Source organism: Chitinophaga sp. YR627 (assembly GCF_900114995.1).
Lineage (GTDB): Bacteria > Bacteroidota > Bacteroidia > Chitinophagales > Chitinophagaceae > Chitinophaga.
Genome location: NZ_FOUX01000005.1, coordinates 419,576 through 435,907 on the forward strand (window position 1 = coordinate 419,576; position 16,332 = coordinate 435,907).

Genomic DNA, 16,332 nt, shown 5'->3' on the forward strand with positions numbered 1-16,332 from the left:
GTATGGCCGAAAAACACTTTGTTGTACAGGGAGCCGCATGTAAATGCAACTTCGGTGGCGCCCCGGATAAACTGAAAATATCCGCCAACGACCGCGATTATATCAATGATGGGGATGGCAGAGCCAAACCCATTGCCAGTAATAAAGACCTGGGACAACCACTGGAGGCAAAGACCTTCGGCAACTGTTCCATCACCAGAAGTTCCTGTAGTCCTGCCATCACCCAATGGCAGAGCGTTTATGAAAAAGTAACGCTGACCAACGGAGGGAAGATCCTGACGGAAGAAAGTAAAGCAATCTGCTCCGTCTCCGGATCGCCCTGCATATCTATCACTTTCCACGGACAAACAGCCGCCGTTACCAGTACACACTTCGATAATGTAGAAGTGCAGACAATGGCCGCACTCAATCCGATGGCGCCTAAACCCGCAAGCGGAAAGGAAATACCTAAAGTAAAATCCATTAGCGGTAAAATCGAGACACGCAGACCTGCCCTGGAAATTCCGAGTAGTAAGGTGGTGCCGATGATGACGGCCCGTGTCAATGAGCAGCTGAAATTCACCGTAAAGGATTACTACAATACAGCGAAAGCAGACAAGGATAAGGTCAGCTGGAAGATTTACAAAGGGCACAATTTTGAGGCTGAAGCCATGTCCTTCGAAGAAGTAGGTCCCGAACTGCAGATGAACTTCGATGCGGTGGGTAGTTACCGGGTAATGGCCTATGGTACAGATGGAACGGATGTCCGCTGTACAATAGATGTTAATGTAACAGTGAACAGACTTAAAGGAGATATTGAACTCGGCGCAGGCATGGGCCGCATCGTGGGGAAAGACTATCGTGTAAGAAGAGGCGTGCCTGTAAATATCGCCGCAAAATATGAAATTGAACCTGCCCTGGCGGAAGAAAAACAGCTGGTAAGCATGCAGGTCACAGATATGAATGGCACCATACTGGCCGCCGGCGAACAGGGAGAAGATACTATTACCTTCACTCCTGCGAATGGCGCAGCCACCTACAAGGTGACCATCAGTATGGATGGACAGATCATTACAAGAGAACTGACATCTGAAGGGAATGGTGTAGTCGCTATCAAAAGTAATCCGGCAGCAGAAGTGGTCAGACCTGGTACGGCTATGAGTTTCCAGGTAACTGAAATGACCTACTTCACGCAGCTGCAGGAGTTTGAAACCACCGGTATCAAATGGCAGCTGAATGGTAAAGATGTTGGTACCGGACAATCCATCAGTCTCGGTGGAGAGCATTTCACGCGGGAAGGCAACTACGTTGTAGAAGCCTATGTCATGAAAGCGGATGCCTGGGATGCGAAGAAGGGCGCTCCTTCTTCCCGTCACCAGAAAGATGATTGCCGCTTCGCGGTAAAGAAGAATGAAGTCACCGCGATCAAAGTAGAAAACGGAGGCGCCAAATGGGTAGTCGGGAAACGCTATAACCTGGAAGCACTGACCCTGATGCCTTATCAGGCAGCCCAGGATGGTCCCATTACCTGGTCCCCTGCCGGTAGCCATACCAATAAGGCCACGGGTATTTATGCCACGCATAAAGGCAAGGTAGCCGTGACAGCCACCTTAAATGGCAAGACTAAAAGTCTGGAGGCAGAAGCGGATACAGCGGAAATCACCAGCTGGTATTTTGGCGATAAGGATGGCGTGTACAAACCTCGCGCCGGCTGGAACGAAACCCTGAAGATCATTATCAACTGCCCTGCCGCCGCCGGAGAGACTGTAAGTGTACATATACTGGAGGCCGACCGGTCCAGCTTTAATTACATCAAGGAGATACCGAATTGTAAGTTTGATGCCAACGGCGAACTGAAAGCTGATCTGAATACCAACGACATCAAACCTATGCTGAATAAACTCTACTTTGAAGGCAAGGAGTATGATGTTTTGTTTGCTATCCAGTCGAAACCCAACGGAATACAATTCGCCAGCATGAAGACAGTGGAAGCGGATGGCAAGTCCTTCCTCTTCCCGCAAAAACAAAGTAACCAGCGTGGCAGTGAACTGGGCAAATATGTCTATATCAATTCGGAGAAAGAAGTAGTCAGTGTTAATTTCATCGACAGTACCAATTACCCTGCTTACAAAGTCTATAAATACGGAGAAAAGATAAAGATCCGCGTACAGACCCGCAACCTGGCTGCCCAGGACCTGACACTACAGATCTGGCATAATGGATACAAGCAGGAAGATAAGATGGTTATGGAATTCCAGGGAAAACCGGATGATAAAGAGATATGGGAAGTAGAACTGGATACCAATAAACTGAAAAGCGGTAACAAAAAGATCGATGATGGTCTGCGTAGCTACTTCGCCCTCATCAAAGAGAAAAATGGCGATACCTTTAAATTCCCGAAAGAAGTCGCAGACGCCAACACTTTCGATCCGAGGAACGTGAGCTTTTATCAGCATATCAAATTGTCCAATGCATCAGCAGACAACCTGAATAAACTGACCAAAGATATCGCCCCTACGGTATTGGGTGAAGCGCTGGAAAAAGAAGAAAACAAAACCGGTTGTCCGCGGTGTAATGAGGATATCACGCCAGCGATGCTGAAACAGGTCTTCAAACAGGCGGACGATGTTACCCTGAAAAGCGTAGCTGATACCTACAATAAATATATGCGGGAGATCGGGATGAACACCTGCTGGAACAAAGCGCATTTCTTTGCACAGACATTCGTCGAATCCGGCCCTTCCCTCCATCTGAAAAGCGGCGAAAGCTTTAACTATTACTGGGAAGACCTGGACGGTCTCTTCCCTCCGTTCCGCACCACCATCGGAAAGGAAAAGGCGCAACTCTGGGGACGTGCAGTAAGAAAACCGGCCATTCCGGGTGTAACTCAGGAGAATGAAAAGAACATCGCCAATTACGCCTATGGTCCGGACGCTGCCAAAGGCAAAGAACTGGGCAATACAGGCGCTAATGACGGCTGGGATTTCCGTGGAAAGGGATTGGTACAGCTGACAGGCCGTACCGCCTACGAATACGCCAATACTTACACCAAAAAAGAGAATGCAGATATTGTGGCCAATCCGGACCTGGTAGTATCTGATGTAAAGATCGCAGTACTCTCCTCTATGGCTTTCTGGAAATGGAAAGGACTCCAGCAGCTCGCCAATGGTAAGATGGAAGTAAAACCAATCAGTACCAAGGTGGGAAAGAATGTAGTACGGCCTGATGGCACAGATGCTTACACTGAAAAGAAAGAGGCTTTCGATAAAAACACCTCTATACTCTTTAAAGTAAAACAATGTACATACGGTCTGGTACCTGAAGGAGACAACAATCTCTACAAGATCGATGTGGATGCTTTCAAATATGAACTGGTGAAGAAAAACGATGCTTCCAAACAGTACCAGTTTGATATTTATATCGGCGGCAAACTGACGGCTACCGTCCTGAAGAATGTCAATGACAAGAAGCTCCTGCCCTTCCCTGACAGCGGACCTAACTGGGGTCGTTTCGGCGGCAGAGACGGCGGAGACGATAACTATTCCGATCCGAAAGTAGCCGCTGCTGCACTGGGATTCTTTTACTCATTGCCAAAGAATGGTTACACCGGTAAATTGTACTTCAATGACATGTCTGCCAGTAACCAGCGTAACCTGGGACACAAAGGACACGTTAACGGTGACGATATTGATATCCGTTATCCGGGTAGTACCGATGAAGCCGGAGAGGTATTATGGTCGAAAGCGAAAGAGAGTTACGCAAGTGAAGAAAAATTTGTGGAAGCACTGGAAAATATCCTTAGTATTGCCTCTAAGTGGGGCTTTAATACCAATTACGCCTACAAATCAGGCATCAAAAACACAAAGGATGCAGCGCATAGCGTGCACCAGAACCACTTCCATATTGGATTGAGATAGCAGATAAATGATCAATAACGATATATGAAACAATTGTTAATCATAATGAGCTTAGTATACTGTGCAGGTTGTCAGTCCGCCGGAACCGGTACCGATAGCGACAGTACAGCTAACACTCATTTAGTAGACACAATAAAGCCAGTAGAAAAATTATACGACATGAATGTGGCGGCAATAAAAAAACACATGGAGCTGCAAAAGCACCTGGAAGATGAGAACAACCGGACCAGCTACACAGATGCGGATGTAGACATTGCTATTCCCCTCCTGGCGGAAGCCCTGAAAGAAAAGAAATTTGTACAGCCCTCCAATGAAGCGTTTCAGCAGAAGATCCGTAGTCTTTTTGGCGACCAGGCTTTACAACCGAACTACTGCGGCGTGAAACAGCATGATAAATTCTATACCGTACTGGCAAAGGAACATGGAGATGAATTTGATTATACGGAAGACAACATCATGGTCTCCAAAGAAAACAATTTCCTTTTCTCGATGCCATTCCTGGGCGACTTTGTCACTTTCACCGACAGCACCCATTACAAGATCAACCTCTCCCCTGTACAGGTGGCAAGGAACCGTTATCTGCTGAATGACAGTAAAGCCGATCTGGCCTATCTCCTGGCAGAGGATACACTTTTCATCAAAAGCCTGGTACTGCGCTTCGGATATACCGCCGATCAGAAACTGAATGATGTTGCGATGAATGATATCGGAAGATCAAATGATGAAGAGATTGCGAAGGTCTGTGAATATATTTTCGTAAAAGACTGTAAAGGACAATTGCAGATCCGGGAAGGTCTCCTGCAATGGATCACCGATCATTCAGATGCCAATGAAAACAGGATGGCACTGGCTATTTATGACTATGCCACCTCTTTATATACCAATGACGCTGCCCGTAGTCTGAAAAACAATCCTAATACCTACTGGGATAAGGAACAGAAACGGAAGATAGCAGCTTATATTATCAATACCTGGATGCCGTTAAATGAAAAATATGCAGCGGCGAATCCGGGTAAATGGTCAGTAGCGAATCTGATAGATAATTTGAAAGTGTATGACCAGGGACTGGAAGAGTATATTGCTAAGAATAATTATTTCTCGAAGGATTATCTGAAGAAGGAAATTGGTGCGAGATTGTAAATTCGCCTGTTCAAACAATCTGAAATAAATGAATTACGCCTTACTGACTTTGTCCAGGTCAATAAGGCGTAATTTTTTATATTTTATTACCTACTCTATTGGTTTCCTACCTGGTAATTCTGTCCAGCAATCAAGTGTCAAATAAACAATAATAATTCCCTATCTTACCCCCAAATTCCGGTTATGAAAAAGTTACTGACTGCCACCCTGCTATGCATCAGCCTGTCCGCTGCTGCCCAGTTGAATGTCCATGTTCCCACAATCGATGAAGTAGGCGCCACCAGGCTCCCTGCTGACATAGCTCCTGTGCACGCACCTTTTTCAGTACCGGCTTTTAAAAAACCTGTATTCCCGAAATACACAGTTACCATCAAAGGACAGGGCAACTCACAAACAAAAGAGATCCAGCAGGCCATTGATGCCGTCAGCAAAAAGGGTGGCGGAACAGTTATTATACCTGCGGGCAACTGGCATTCAGGTCGTATCATATTGAAATCCAATGTCAATCTTCACCTGGAAGAAAACGCCGTACTGGAATTTGGTGGAGAAATAAGCGATTATCTACCGGTGGTCTTCACGCGTACAGAGGGGGTCGAAGTCATGTCTCTCGGCGCCTGCATCTATGCAAACGGACAACGCAATATCGCCGTAACCGGCAAAGGAAAACTGGTTGGTCCGCCGGCTAATTGCCCTGTCAGGAAACAGGTCATGCGCCAGGATGTAATAGAAAATGTGGTAGCGGCCAATAAACCTGTTGCCCAGCGCATATATGATGGTCATGACGGTGGTCCGGTGTACCTTCCCATGTTCGTTTCTGCGGTCAATTGCAAAAATGTATATTTAGAGGGCCTGCAGCTGGAAAACACACCCTTCTGGAATATTGTACCTATCTATTGCGATAACGTCATTATACGGGGCATAACAGTCAATTCTGTCGGTATTCCCAGCGGCGATGGTATTGACATCGAGTCCAGCAAAAATGTACTGATAGAATATTGTACACTCAACTGTGGTGATGACTGTTTTACATTAAAAGCCGGTCGCGGAGAAGATGGTTTACGTATCGGCCGACCAACAGAAAACGTCGTTATCCGTCATTCACTGGCACGTCAGGGACACGGTGGCATCACTGTTGGCAGCGAGACAGCCGCCATGATCCGGAACCTCTATGTACATGATGTGGTCTTTGACGATACAGAAGTAGGTCTCCGTTTCAAAACAAGACGCCCCCGCGGTGGTGGTGGTGAAAATCTGCATTATGAACGTATCCGTATGCGACTGCGACTCGATGCATTCAGATGGGATATGCTCGGCGCAAGAATGTATGTAGGCGCACTGGCAGATCGCCTGCCGGCCTTACCTGTCAATAAACTGACGCCGGTATACCGGAATATTTACGCCAGAGACATTGTGGTAGACAGCGCCAGAGCACTGGTAAGAGTGGATGGTATTCCGGAATCGCCCATGACAGGCTTTCACCTGGAAAATGTAGAAGCACATTGTACAAGGTTCGTGCAGAGTATAGACGCCAATGGTATCAGCATCTCCAACGCAAACATATACACAACAGATTCCGCCTTAACACTTACCGACAGCAGGAATATTACTTTTGAAAAAGTACACATTATCAACCCCGCCAATAAGGTTGTGGTGAATATCTCCGGAGAACTGACCGATAATATCCGTTTTAGTAATTCCGTACCGGAGAAACCGGAAGGATGGGAAACATCTACCTGGAAGAAAAACTAGACCATTCAGAGCCTGTTCTACATGGCAAGAACGCATCCCGGTATAGCAATAACAGGTATTTCAAAAGGAATTACCTAGTTTTGTAACTATATATACAACTATACCTAAATAATGTTTGTTCGTGAATAAGATCCCATTTGAACTGCACCTCACGGTGAATGATCTGTTAACCTCTGATGTTGAACACTTTGTCAATTGCTGCGTAGAGCAGGAAGCCAAACCGATGATAATTGAGCTTTACAGAGGAACGTATATTCATCAACCGATGATGAACAAGATTGTAACCACATCGTCCCTTCAGGATGCATTGATGGATGCTACTATGCTGTCTGGTATACTACAGACAAGCGGTTTCCCTGTAAAAAGACTAAAGGTGGAAGTCCCGGCAAATCGGTTTGACGCCGTACCTGATATCTCTGCAAACTTTACTCCTTACTTCGAATGGCATGGAAAAGTGAGGTATGACAATGTAAATGATTTGCTGGCATGTTGTGCCACTCACCAGGTACATTTATCGCTGAATGCCCTTAAGCAGGCGCAGCACACAAGGTTTATAACCCTGCGGGAATTTGGAGATATCAATATCTTCCGGCAACGGGTCAGTCAGCTCACAGGAGCACTCACTAAAGGAGGATGGGATGTTATTAAACAGCAATCAGAGTATTGCGTATACGACAACAATATATTTTTAGACGGCGGCTGGTTAACTCAATAGTCCCTTAAACTAAAGCACATGGACAATTTTATCCGAAATGAGATCATTGCGACCGAATCGGTCATTCGCCGCGCATCGCTTACCGGTCATCCTTTTATGCTAAAAGGAAGTTATGTAACACGTCAGTATTTTAAAGACCCCACTATGAGAATACCAAATGACCTCGACTGGGTATATCTTGAGCGGGTAGAAGATCAGGAAACGGCTAAAAATACTTTTGATGACTGGGCGATAAAAGTAACCGAACCAGATATCAATTCACAGGATGGTGTCCGGTTCCGCAGTTTCAGAGAAGACGCCTTCTGGAGAAGAATAGATTACTTTATGGCAGATGATTTCCCGACCGTAAATACCGACCTTGCCTACACGATCGATGGCGAAAGTGACCGGATATCTATAGATATCTCCTTCAACCTGGACATAGAAGATGAGCCGGTTTCCCTACTATACCAGCCGATGAGAGGACCGTCATTTATAGTTCCCAGTACTGTCCCCCTGTCGCTGCAGGTATCCTGGAAATTACATCAGACGCTGGTAAGAGCACGTTTCAAGGACATTTTTGACCTGATCCATTTGCTGGCTAATCCAGCGTTTACAGAGACGGTATGTGAGAAAACCATCAATGCATTAATGAAGGAATCTGCAGTAAGCAATGTGCAACAGGAAAGAATACAATGCCTATTTTCCGGGCAATTGAAGAAACTTTATCCCACTGGTTCACTGGAAAAAAGCTGGAATAAGTGGAGATTTGAAAAGAGCCGCAACTCCTGGGAATGGTCCCACGATCCGGAAGTTTTCTCTGAAGGCTATTGCTGGCATATTACAGCAGAAGAAAACTTACCGGTATCTCATGATGAGTTTGAAGCACAGTTCTATACAGCTTTGCATCATGCAGGTCTAACGATGGAAACAATAGCAGATCATCCTTATATGAAGGGTGCGTGATGCGTCATCCGCTGAAACAGGTAACAGCTGCTTCGGTGGACTCCTTATTACTAATTTTCAGTACATATGAACAAGGTATTTTATCTGCTGCTATTGCTATGCCTGTCAGCCTGCCAGCATACCAATACACCGAAAATCACCACTATCCTTGCCGGTGATTCCGGTTATCTTGCCAAAAAGTACCTACTCCCCTACATATTGTCCGAAAAATTACTGGATACGAGCGGAACCTCTCAACGATGGAACGAGCTCCAGGATAGTACTATTATCGGGAAATACTATAAAAACGAACGCAATTATATCATCTGTATAAACAACCTGAGCGACGCTGCAACTTCGGTCATACTCTGCGAGACCAATCATACAGGACATATCGGAGTTCATACATACTATGGTCAAAGCTTAGCTCAAAACAGTTGTACCGGTATAGGAATATCCGGCTTTGGAAAAATGCAGGATTATTATTTTATCAGATCCTGTGTATGGGGTTCGCTTTACGCAGGTAGTGAACTTACCTTCTTCAAAAATGTGTTACCGCAGGAAACACTTAACAGCATTCCTGAATCCTCCTGGCGAGGGCTGGTAAAGGGAGATACCAGCATTTATCGGGAACTACAGGCGACTATACACATTTCACACGATAGCATAAATGCTCATTATGCCATCATACAGGAGATTGAAAAAGTACCTGCCGGACCTCGCACAGCAAGAGAAACAATAGATAGCTTTGACGTAGTATATCTGATGAAAGACAAACAATGGATCGCTACTGATAGTGCAAAGATCACGTTATACCGGAACTAAATGTATTTTTACAGATAGACATCCTGCCCATTCCCTTACCGTAAAACTACTTCCGCTTCATGACCAGACTGTTTCCGATAAGTTGTTTCATCTGCTGCCTGTTTACGCTGATTGCCTGTAAAAGCAATAAGACAAAAACACCTGAACACTCACCTGCAATCACCAGTATTTTCTCCGGAGATTCCGGTTATCTCACCAAAAAAACAATGCTTCCCTATCTCCTGTCAGAAAAGCTGATGGATACTACCGGACAGGCCAGTGAATGGAATGATATACCTGAAAGTTCACCCATTGCGAAATATTATCTCAAAGGTCAGCATTACATAGTTTGTACAGAAAATGCCGACGCATCCATGCTGCTTTTTGAAACAAGCGACAGGGGACATATTCAGACGCATGAACTTTATATTCATGGCAGTTATGGTAGCTGCTGGCACGGCGTCTTCGGTTTTGGAAAACTAGGCGATTACTTCTTCCTAAGAACCTGCAATGGAGGAACTGCACATAATGGCACCACACTATACCTGTTTAAAGAAATACGTCCACAGGAAAAAACACCTTACCTGTTTGAATGCTACTGGCAGGGGTTAATGAGTGATAATATCAATTTCGAACAGCTCAATTCCCGTATAAATGTATCTCATGATAGTATTATGGTGCACTACAGGAAGATTGCAGGACACAGGAGTGACGATATGATTATATCAAAGGTAAAGACACTTGAGGATTTTGATATGCTCTTCCTGATGAAAGATAGCGTGCTGGTAACCACTGATACTACCCTGCTTAAAAAGATCTGGATCTAAATCGGTCATCCGCTTCATCATATCCTGTTCACAGGCGCATGCTGACTAAACATATTCACCAACTCAAACAAATGTTTCTCCTCAAACCCTTCCTGACTATTGATCACATACTTCTCCTGTCCGTTTTCAGAAATCCGGATCAGATAATTGATAAGCGGTATCTGCTGATTCCGGCCAGTCATGGCAATTTGCCGCTCCAGCAATAGCTTTGCCGAACGGGTTTCCACACTTATCCGGCGCTTCCGCAGATATTGGTAATACTCCACGGTGATACGCTCATCCGTTAATCTGACAGACATGGTAAATGTATTGGACGTAGCGATAAAAACAATAATAGCAATGGGGATCAATTCATATAGCCACGCATAGCCTTTCATACAAAAAGCCACAATGCCGCCAAGTATAATAATGCCGCCCGCCATTAAAAAAGGATCATAAGAACGACGGCTTGACCGGATATACATATCCATAGGGATGTTCTTTTACTAAAACCTCCAAATTAATGCATTTAAAAATACTTTAATAAAATACTCATAATTGAATCAATTTAAACCCCTATCTTAGCCTTATCTTAAGATTTCCAATGAATTACATCAGGTTTTCCTCTACCTATAATCACCAGCAGCTCTGCGCTGAACTGGAAAACATCCTCCAACAGGACTGGCCACTCCATTTTAATACCCGTGATTTTAACGGAGAATGGCGCAGCATATCCCTCCGCTCTGCCAGCGGAAATAGCCAGGATATACTGGCTCATCCGGATGCACAGTACCAGGACACACCAGTGCTCGCGATGATGCCCTATGCCAAAGAGATCATCGATTCCTGGCAATGTGAAAAAGAAGCGGTACGACTGCTGTCTTTATCACCAGGCAGTGAGATCAAACCACATAAAGATCCCGGATGTGGTTACCAGGATGGCGTTTTCAGAATACATATTCCGATCATGACCAACCCGGAAGTATACTTTATGCTGGAAGAGGAAAAACTGCGTTTGCAGCCCGGAGAATGCTGGTACATGGACTTCAGCTGTACACACGCGATCGTCAACAAAGGGTATACTGCCAGGGTACACCTCATCATAGATTGTATCCGGAACGAATGGAGCGATCAGTTATTTGCAGCGCATGGGTATGATATTGCTGCCACACGAAAATCCCCCCAGATGGATCCGGCTACGCGTGCCGCTATGATAGCAGAACTGGAGAGAATGGATACCGATACCGCCAGAGCGCTCATTGCCCGTTTAAAAGCAGAACAATAATGCAGTACCCCCCTATCAATAACTGGATTCCCTATAAACTCACGTATACAGAGAAGGAATGGATGGTAAAATGGCTGGACCTCGGCGATCAACGCATGGACCTGCCTTTCTTTGATGAAACCATTCAGCTGTGTAGAATAAAACAGCTGGAAAGATCACGGGTGCAAAGCATTTCTACCGCTGATTTCCTGATGGATGTCTGCAAAGACCTCCCCGGATTACAGCCTTCCGCTTTTGTATTTCATGTATCGCGCTGCGGGTCGACACTGGTATCGCAGGCCTTCACTACTTCTGAGGAAAATATAGTGGTGGCGGAAGCGCCTTTGCTCGATGAAATACTACGTAGTACCGAGCAACAGGCAGATCTCGACCCACAGAACCGGGAAGACTGGTTCAAAGCAGCTGTCAATCTGATGGGACAACACCGTAATGCCCGGGAGACCGATTACATTATCAAGTTGGATAGCTGGCATATTCATTTCTATGAACTACTGAGATCGTGGTATCCGGAGACACCCTTTTTCTTCCTCTATCGCCAGCCTGACCAGGTAGTCGCTTCTCATGATAAACGCAGAGGTTTACAGGCAGTTCCCGGACTGATCAATCCTGCCCTGCTGAAAATAGATGATATCTCGCGTTTTGGCAGTGATTTCAACAGGTATACTTCCGCTGTGCTGTATGAGTACTATGTACAGCTACAGGCGATCCATAAGTTGCATCATCCGCTTAACGGATTCTTTGACTATGCAGACGGCGTATTTGAAATGATGGAAGCGTTCAGCGCATTCTCCCGCATTCCTATCAAAGACGCTGCACTGTTAAGCGATCGGTTAAAATATCACAGTAAGTATAAAGGCGATGTATTCAAACCGGATGCTGCTGATGATGCAAAGTATTTTCACGAAGATTGTCATGCTGCTTACGAACAGCTGAATGCACAGATAAAATAACGGGATGGGACAGATCATTCAGTTCACCGGCCTCTCAGGCGCCGGTAAAACTACACTGTCAGCCGCTTTGCTGACATGGGGACAGGAAAATAACATTGCAATTAAACTGATCGACGGAGATGTATACAGACAAACACTCTGTAAAGATCTGGGGTTTAGTAAAGCTGACCGGCTGGAAAATATTGCCCGCCTGGGCGCTTATGCAGCGACGATAGCGGCGGACTATAACTTTGTCATCATTGCAGCGATCAATCCGTATGAAGAAGGAAGGAGGAAGCTAAAGGAATTGTATGATGCTGCACTGGTCTGGTTACGATGTGATATCAACACGCTGATCAGCAGAGATCCCAAAGGATTGTATAAAAAGGCATTGCTACCGGATGATCATCCCGAAAAGATCCATAATCTCACCGGACTGAATGATACGTTTGACATACCTCTCAGTCCGGATCTGATCATTGATACAGGCCATACAAACGCCCATGAAGCGCTTGCTGTGGCGGTTGATTTTCTTAATCAACAGTTACGCCGGCAGGGCCCTGCAACTGATAGCCCTTCCCCCATTTGAAGACATACCGTCTTGCAAGTGTGAAAGTGCCTTTCTTATTTGTTTTTGCGTAAGGTCTTACTTCATCCGGCAGACTTTCAAGATCAGTAGCCGTATATTTTCCTTTAATTGTTACGATGATATCGCGGAAGAAACGTTTGTCGCTTTCCGGACAACTATATGTACAGTCCCAGGAAGCCAACCCTTCTTCCTCCGATACTTCCGTGCGTTCCGCATCATACATCGCCATCACCTGCTTGTAAGTACCACCGGTACCTGCTATCAGGTATAATACACCTCCGAATGGTCCGCCGGCAGGACCGTTCACTACCTTCAGCATAAATGCATACTGGTCATGACCGATCATCAGCGCCTTGGGATCAGGGCAATTTGAAAATGCACCGTATGCGCCGATAGCAGGCTGAAAGAATTTCATCGACCACACTTTACCAGATAATGCAAATTTCGCAATACCCAATGTACCACCGGTAAATCGGGAAACCTGCGCACCATCTGCATCATACTCAGAATGATTAAACGTCAGCATTTTGTACTGCGTACCGGAAGAATCCTTATAGCTGATCACATTCAGCAAACGGGTTGCCACGCCCTCCGCATAAGGAAAGTCGTATGCAGCGTCTTCGTTGGCATCGATGTAAGATTTGGCTTTACAGCTGGTGCAATCCCAGTTGATCATCTCATTGGTATAATCACCCGAAACGATCTTATAATGTTTGCCGGGGAAGAGTTTCAACAATGCTTGCTGTCCGTCAAAAGGTTCCGGGATTTCTAATACACGTGTGGGAGATAACATCGTGTCGCTGATATTCTTTTTCAATAATTCTCCATCCTGTGCAAAGCAGCCTGTCGCGACGCCCAGACTACACAGTAATCCAATAAATAATTGTTTCATATGTTTATACTAGCGGGATTAAAGGTAACAGATTTTGCCAGATTCCCTCCTCCCTGAAAACTGTGATTTACATGAGCGGGATCTGGCTTCTGCGAATGTAAATCCGGGGAGCAATCCTGATAAAGCCATACCAGTCCCTGTATTGCCTGTTTTCATTCACCGGCTGCGTTACCACCGAAAAATCATAGATAAGCTCCCTGACGCCCAGCAGTATGCTGACATGTTCAAACACAACGACACTGTCGCAGGGTTCGCCCTGCCGGTAAGGGTAATTTTCCTGAAAACTAACCGTGGCCTCTTCCCCCAGTATTGCCACCTTTTTACGCAGGTGATCCGGCAGGCTATTCACCGGAAATCTTTGCGTGGGATTAGCAGCCATCAGGCGTAAAGTGTCGGATACAGCGTATACATCCTCCAGATGTTTTGCTACATAACGGGTGATACGCCTGTCATTCATCCTTTTCAGGGTCACACAGGCACAGGATTGAAAGGCAATACAGGCTATAAGGGCAATGAGGTATACATGGAGCTTTTTCATCGGTCAGATGTGGGTAATTGTCCCTTTCGAATGTAAGGATTCATGCCGGTCTCAGCTAAATATTCTCCTCTGATACGTCAAAAAGTGCTCAATTTCTACTCATTATGTACTTTTTTCAGTATATTGATTTAACTTATGAAAGTTTGACCAATGTACAATTCCATAATTATGAATTCCACAACAGCTAATGCTACCGTTCAGCAACAGCGGATGGCACGTAAAATCACGATCGAAATAGTATTGACCATTATCCTGGCGGGAGCTGCGGTGGTGCTTTCTATGTAAAGTGAAACAAAAGACTTAACGGAGGCTTTTCCTGAACTCTTCAGGCGTTTGTCCCGTGTATTTCTTGTAAAATTTCGTGAAATAAGAATTATCTGCAAAACCCAGCTGATACGCTATTTCAGAGATAGTAGAATCCTTGTTCACAAACAATCTTTTTGCTTCCAGTATGATCCTGTTACGGATCAGTTCTCCCGCGGACATACCCAGTGTACTATTACACAATGCATTTAAATGATTGGGAGTAATGTAGAGTAATTCTGCATATTCTCTGGGCAACTTCAGGGTCGTATAATTCTTCTCAATCAGTTTCTGAAAATTCTTCAGCAATATATAATTGTAGTTATTCGGCTGCACCGGCGATTGCTCGAAACTGAGTCTTCCAATAAGAATAAACGCCTGCAACATCAGTACCTGTATCATATCTACCGACATATCCGCAGGTTGCTCACTCTCCCGGATCAGTTCTTCAAAGATCCTGGTGATGGGTATATGCAGGGATTCCGGCAGATTGATCACCGCTTCATCAACCTTCCCGGTAAAGAAAGGAAACTGTTCAAGATAATCTGGTTTCTGTAAAAGCGATTGCAGAAAATTAAACGAGAAGTTGATGATATAACCATCCACTTTTCCTTCAAACTGCCAGCTATGTACCTGACCGGGAATCATGAAGTAGATCTGGTAAGGCTTTACAGTAAAGGTTTTGAAGTCGATCGTGTGCGTACCGGCGCCTTCGGTGAATAACGTAACGTGATAAAAATTGTGTTTGTGTGCATCACGGAGATTCTCATGCACGCTGAGGTAAGGCGCAAATCTGCTGATCTGAATATCATCGTGCTTATACCCTGTGAGCGTACTTACATCATATACCGGAAATGCCTTTTTTACCATCCTTACAGCTTGAGATAATCTGAAATTGCGTTGACCTGTTGCAGATAACAACGGCAGGCTAAATTAATAAATTCGTTGGGGAAGCAGGTCGTAAATCAAAACCGGCCTTTCCCCGGGAATCAGCTGTACAATACAGATCATTCCAGGGAAAGGCCGATATGCATACGGGCATATGGTTATGCACCGGAAAAATGCGATCAATAATCGAAGAACTCAACTTCTCCGCTCATGTAGAGGTAAGCCTCTGCTTTACGTCTGCGGGTCAGGCCATCCAGCACTTTACCACCTGACATATTCCATTTCAGGAACTCCATCACTACAGAAGGATCTTTAGGATCAGCTTTCACTACTTTCAGCAGGGTACTGTCACCGAGACCTTCCGCGATGCCGTTTTTATTCATGTCGCTACCTACGTTATAGGCAAAACATACCAGCGCGTCAAACTGCTGTTGTTTCAGACCTTTTACGCCCGCAGTGAGCTTGTTAACATCTGCTACGAAGCCTTTTTTAATATTGGCAAACAGTGCATCCGCACGTTGCTGTGTAATAGTATCTCCCTTTTTAACTGCTTTACCGTCTTCGTATACGGTATTACCCCAACCGATTGTCCAGATGCCTTTACTGTCCTGATATGCTGCCAGACGGCATTTCTCGAAGTGTTTAATGAGCTTTTCCCCGTTTGCGCCTAATTCCATAGTTTGAGATTAAATATTATGACTGTTAGATGATAAAGATATAATATTTCTATTATTTATCAAGGATAAGAGTATCAAGGAATGTATATATTAGTGAATTGAGATATTTTTATCTGCCGATATTCCTGACAGATAGTAGCAATAAGGAAAAAGCATTGTTTGCCAACCGTATAAGAGGGCATTACCTGGCCCCTTTA

The 16,332-nt window shown here is 45.0% G+C and carries 15 protein-coding genes; 10 read left to right on the forward strand and 5 right to left on the reverse strand.

Going from position 1 to position 16,332, the window contains the following annotated elements; all coding sequences use genetic code 11:
* Positions 1–2: 2 nt before the first annotated feature.
* The 7 genes from BMZ72_RS26725 (at position 3) to BMZ72_RS26755 (ending at position 10,055) form a co-directional block, all read left to right on the forward strand.
* Positions 3–3,896 (forward strand): PAAR-like protein, encoded by a 3,894-nt coding sequence (locus BMZ72_RS26725; RefSeq protein ID WP_089812840.1) that lies wholly within the window; start codon positions 3–5, stop codon positions 3,894–3,896.
* A gap of 45 nt (positions 3,897–3,941) precedes the next feature.
* Positions 3,942–5,036 (forward strand): hypothetical protein, encoded by a 1,095-nt coding sequence (locus BMZ72_RS26730; RefSeq protein WP_143087796.1) that lies wholly within the window; start codon positions 3,942–3,944, stop codon positions 5,034–5,036.
* A gap of 183 nt (positions 5,037–5,219) precedes the next feature.
* The gene (locus BMZ72_RS26735; protein ID WP_089812844.1) at positions 5,220–6,785 is read left to right on the forward strand and encodes a glycoside hydrolase family 28 protein; all 1,566 of its coding nucleotides are present in this window, start codon (positions 5,220–5,222) and stop codon (positions 6,783–6,785) included.
* Between the two features lie 121 nt (positions 6,786–6,906).
* Positions 6,907–7,500 (forward strand): hypothetical protein, encoded by a 594-nt coding sequence (locus BMZ72_RS26740; RefSeq protein WP_089812845.1) that lies wholly within the window; start codon positions 6,907–6,909, stop codon positions 7,498–7,500.
* An 18-nt stretch (positions 7,501–7,518) separates the two neighbouring features.
* On the forward strand, positions 7,519–8,445 hold the full coding sequence (locus BMZ72_RS26745) for a nucleotidyl transferase AbiEii/AbiGii toxin family protein (protein ID WP_089812847.1): 927 nt from the start codon (positions 7,519–7,521) through the stop codon (positions 8,443–8,445).
* Between the two features lie 66 nt (positions 8,446–8,511).
* On the forward strand, positions 8,512–9,249 hold the full coding sequence (locus BMZ72_RS26750; protein WP_089812849.1) for a hypothetical protein: 738 nt from the start codon (positions 8,512–8,514) through the stop codon (positions 9,247–9,249).
* Between the two features lie 59 nt (positions 9,250–9,308).
* Positions 9,309–10,055 carry a hypothetical protein gene (locus BMZ72_RS26755; RefSeq protein WP_089812851.1) on the forward strand — a complete coding sequence of 249 codons (747 nt, stop codon included), beginning with the start codon at positions 9,309–9,311 and terminating at the stop codon, positions 10,053–10,055.
* A 17-nt stretch (positions 10,056–10,072) separates the two neighbouring features.
* On the opposite strand, the gene BMZ72_RS26760 is transcribed toward BMZ72_RS26755, so the two are convergent.
* Entirely contained in the window at positions 10,073–10,525 is a 453-nt protein-coding gene (locus tag BMZ72_RS26760; protein ID WP_089812853.1) for a hypothetical protein, read from the reverse strand.
* 113 nt (positions 10,526–10,638) lie between these two features.
* On the opposite strand from BMZ72_RS26760, the gene BMZ72_RS26765 reads away from it, so the two are divergent.
* The 3 genes from BMZ72_RS26765 to BMZ72_RS26775 are packed head-to-tail and all read left to right on the forward strand — an operon-like array spanning position 10,639 to position 12,837.
* Positions 10,639–11,319 carry an aspartyl/asparaginyl beta-hydroxylase domain-containing protein gene (locus tag BMZ72_RS26765; RefSeq protein ID WP_089812855.1) on the forward strand — a complete coding sequence of 227 codons (681 nt, stop codon included), beginning with the start codon at positions 10,639–10,641 and terminating at the stop codon, positions 11,317–11,319.
* Positions 11,319–12,269: a hypothetical protein gene (locus tag BMZ72_RS26770; protein ID WP_089812857.1), complete on the forward strand. Its 951-nt coding sequence runs from the start codon at positions 11,319–11,321 to the stop codon at positions 12,267–12,269. Before BMZ72_RS26765 ends, BMZ72_RS26770 begins: the two co-directional genes overlap by 1 nt.
* A 4-nt stretch (positions 12,270–12,273) precedes the next feature.
* Positions 12,274–12,837: an adenylyl-sulfate kinase gene (locus BMZ72_RS26775; protein ID WP_089812859.1), complete on the forward strand. Its 564-nt coding sequence runs from the start codon at positions 12,274–12,276 to the stop codon at positions 12,835–12,837.
* On the opposite strand, the gene BMZ72_RS26780 is transcribed toward BMZ72_RS26775, so the two are convergent.
* From BMZ72_RS26780 to BMZ72_RS26795, 4 genes are all read right to left on the reverse strand, one after another.
* Positions 12,782–13,729: a hypothetical protein gene (locus tag BMZ72_RS26780; RefSeq protein WP_089812861.1), complete on the reverse strand. Its 948-nt coding sequence runs from the start codon at positions 13,727–13,729 to the stop codon at positions 12,782–12,784. The two genes, BMZ72_RS26775 and BMZ72_RS26780, sit on opposite strands and share 56 nt — an antisense overlap.
* Before the next feature lie 67 nt (positions 13,730–13,796).
* Positions 13,797–14,267, reverse strand: a complete 471-nt coding sequence (locus BMZ72_RS26785; RefSeq protein ID WP_089812863.1) for a hypothetical protein — start codon at positions 14,265–14,267, stop codon at positions 13,797–13,799.
* A 300-nt stretch (positions 14,268–14,567) separates the two neighbouring features.
* Positions 14,568–15,440: a helix-turn-helix domain-containing protein gene (locus BMZ72_RS26790; RefSeq protein ID WP_089812865.1), complete on the reverse strand. Its 873-nt coding sequence runs from the start codon at positions 15,438–15,440 to the stop codon at positions 14,568–14,570.
* A 197-nt stretch (positions 15,441–15,637) separates the two neighbouring features.
* Positions 15,638–16,135: a lysozyme gene (locus BMZ72_RS26795; protein ID WP_089812867.1), complete on the reverse strand. Its 498-nt coding sequence runs from the start codon at positions 16,133–16,135 to the stop codon at positions 15,638–15,640.
* Positions 16,136–16,332 lie beyond the last annotated feature (197 nt).

Excerpts from the sequence above, each read along its gene's own strand:
- BMZ72_RS26765 (WP_089812855.1), top strand. The coding sequence starts at position 10,639 with ATGAATTACATCAGGTTTTCCTCTACCTATAATCACCAGCAGCTCTGC.
- BMZ72_RS26780 (WP_089812861.1), bottom strand. The coding sequence starts at position 13,729 with ATGAAACAATTATTTATTGGATTACTGTGTAGTCTGGGCGTCGCGACA.
- BMZ72_RS26725 (WP_089812840.1), top strand. The coding sequence starts at position 3 with ATGGCCGAAAAACACTTTGTTGTACAGGGAGCCGCATGTAAATGCAAC.
- BMZ72_RS26775 (WP_089812859.1), top strand. The coding sequence starts at position 12,274 with ATGGGACAGATCATTCAGTTCACCGGCCTCTCAGGCGCCGGTAAAACT.
- BMZ72_RS26785 (WP_089812863.1), bottom strand. The coding sequence starts at position 14,267 with ATGAAAAAGCTCCATGTATACCTCATTGCCCTTATAGCCTGTATTGCC.
- BMZ72_RS26745 (WP_089812847.1), top strand. The coding sequence starts at position 7,519 with ATGGACAATTTTATCCGAAATGAGATCATTGCGACCGAATCGGTCATT.
- BMZ72_RS26790 (WP_089812865.1), bottom strand. The coding sequence starts at position 15,440 with ATGGTAAAAAAGGCATTTCCGGTATATGATGTAAGTACGCTCACAGGG.
- BMZ72_RS26795 (WP_089812867.1), bottom strand. The coding sequence starts at position 16,135 with ATGGAATTAGGCGCAAACGGGGAAAAGCTCATTAAACACTTCGAGAAA.
- BMZ72_RS26770 (WP_089812857.1), top strand. The coding sequence starts at position 11,319 with ATGCAGTACCCCCCTATCAATAACTGGATTCCCTATAAACTCACGTAT.
- BMZ72_RS26750 (WP_089812849.1), top strand. The coding sequence starts at position 8,512 with ATGAACAAGGTATTTTATCTGCTGCTATTGCTATGCCTGTCAGCCTGC.
- BMZ72_RS26730 (WP_143087796.1), top strand. The coding sequence starts at position 3,942 with ATGAGCTTAGTATACTGTGCAGGTTGTCAGTCCGCCGGAACCGGTACC.
- BMZ72_RS26735 (WP_089812844.1), top strand. The coding sequence starts at position 5,220 with ATGAAAAAGTTACTGACTGCCACCCTGCTATGCATCAGCCTGTCCGCT.
- BMZ72_RS26760 (WP_089812853.1), bottom strand. The coding sequence starts at position 10,525 with ATGGATATGTATATCCGGTCAAGCCGTCGTTCTTATGATCCTTTTTTA.
- BMZ72_RS26755 (WP_089812851.1), top strand. The coding sequence starts at position 9,309 with ATGACCAGACTGTTTCCGATAAGTTGTTTCATCTGCTGCCTGTTTACG.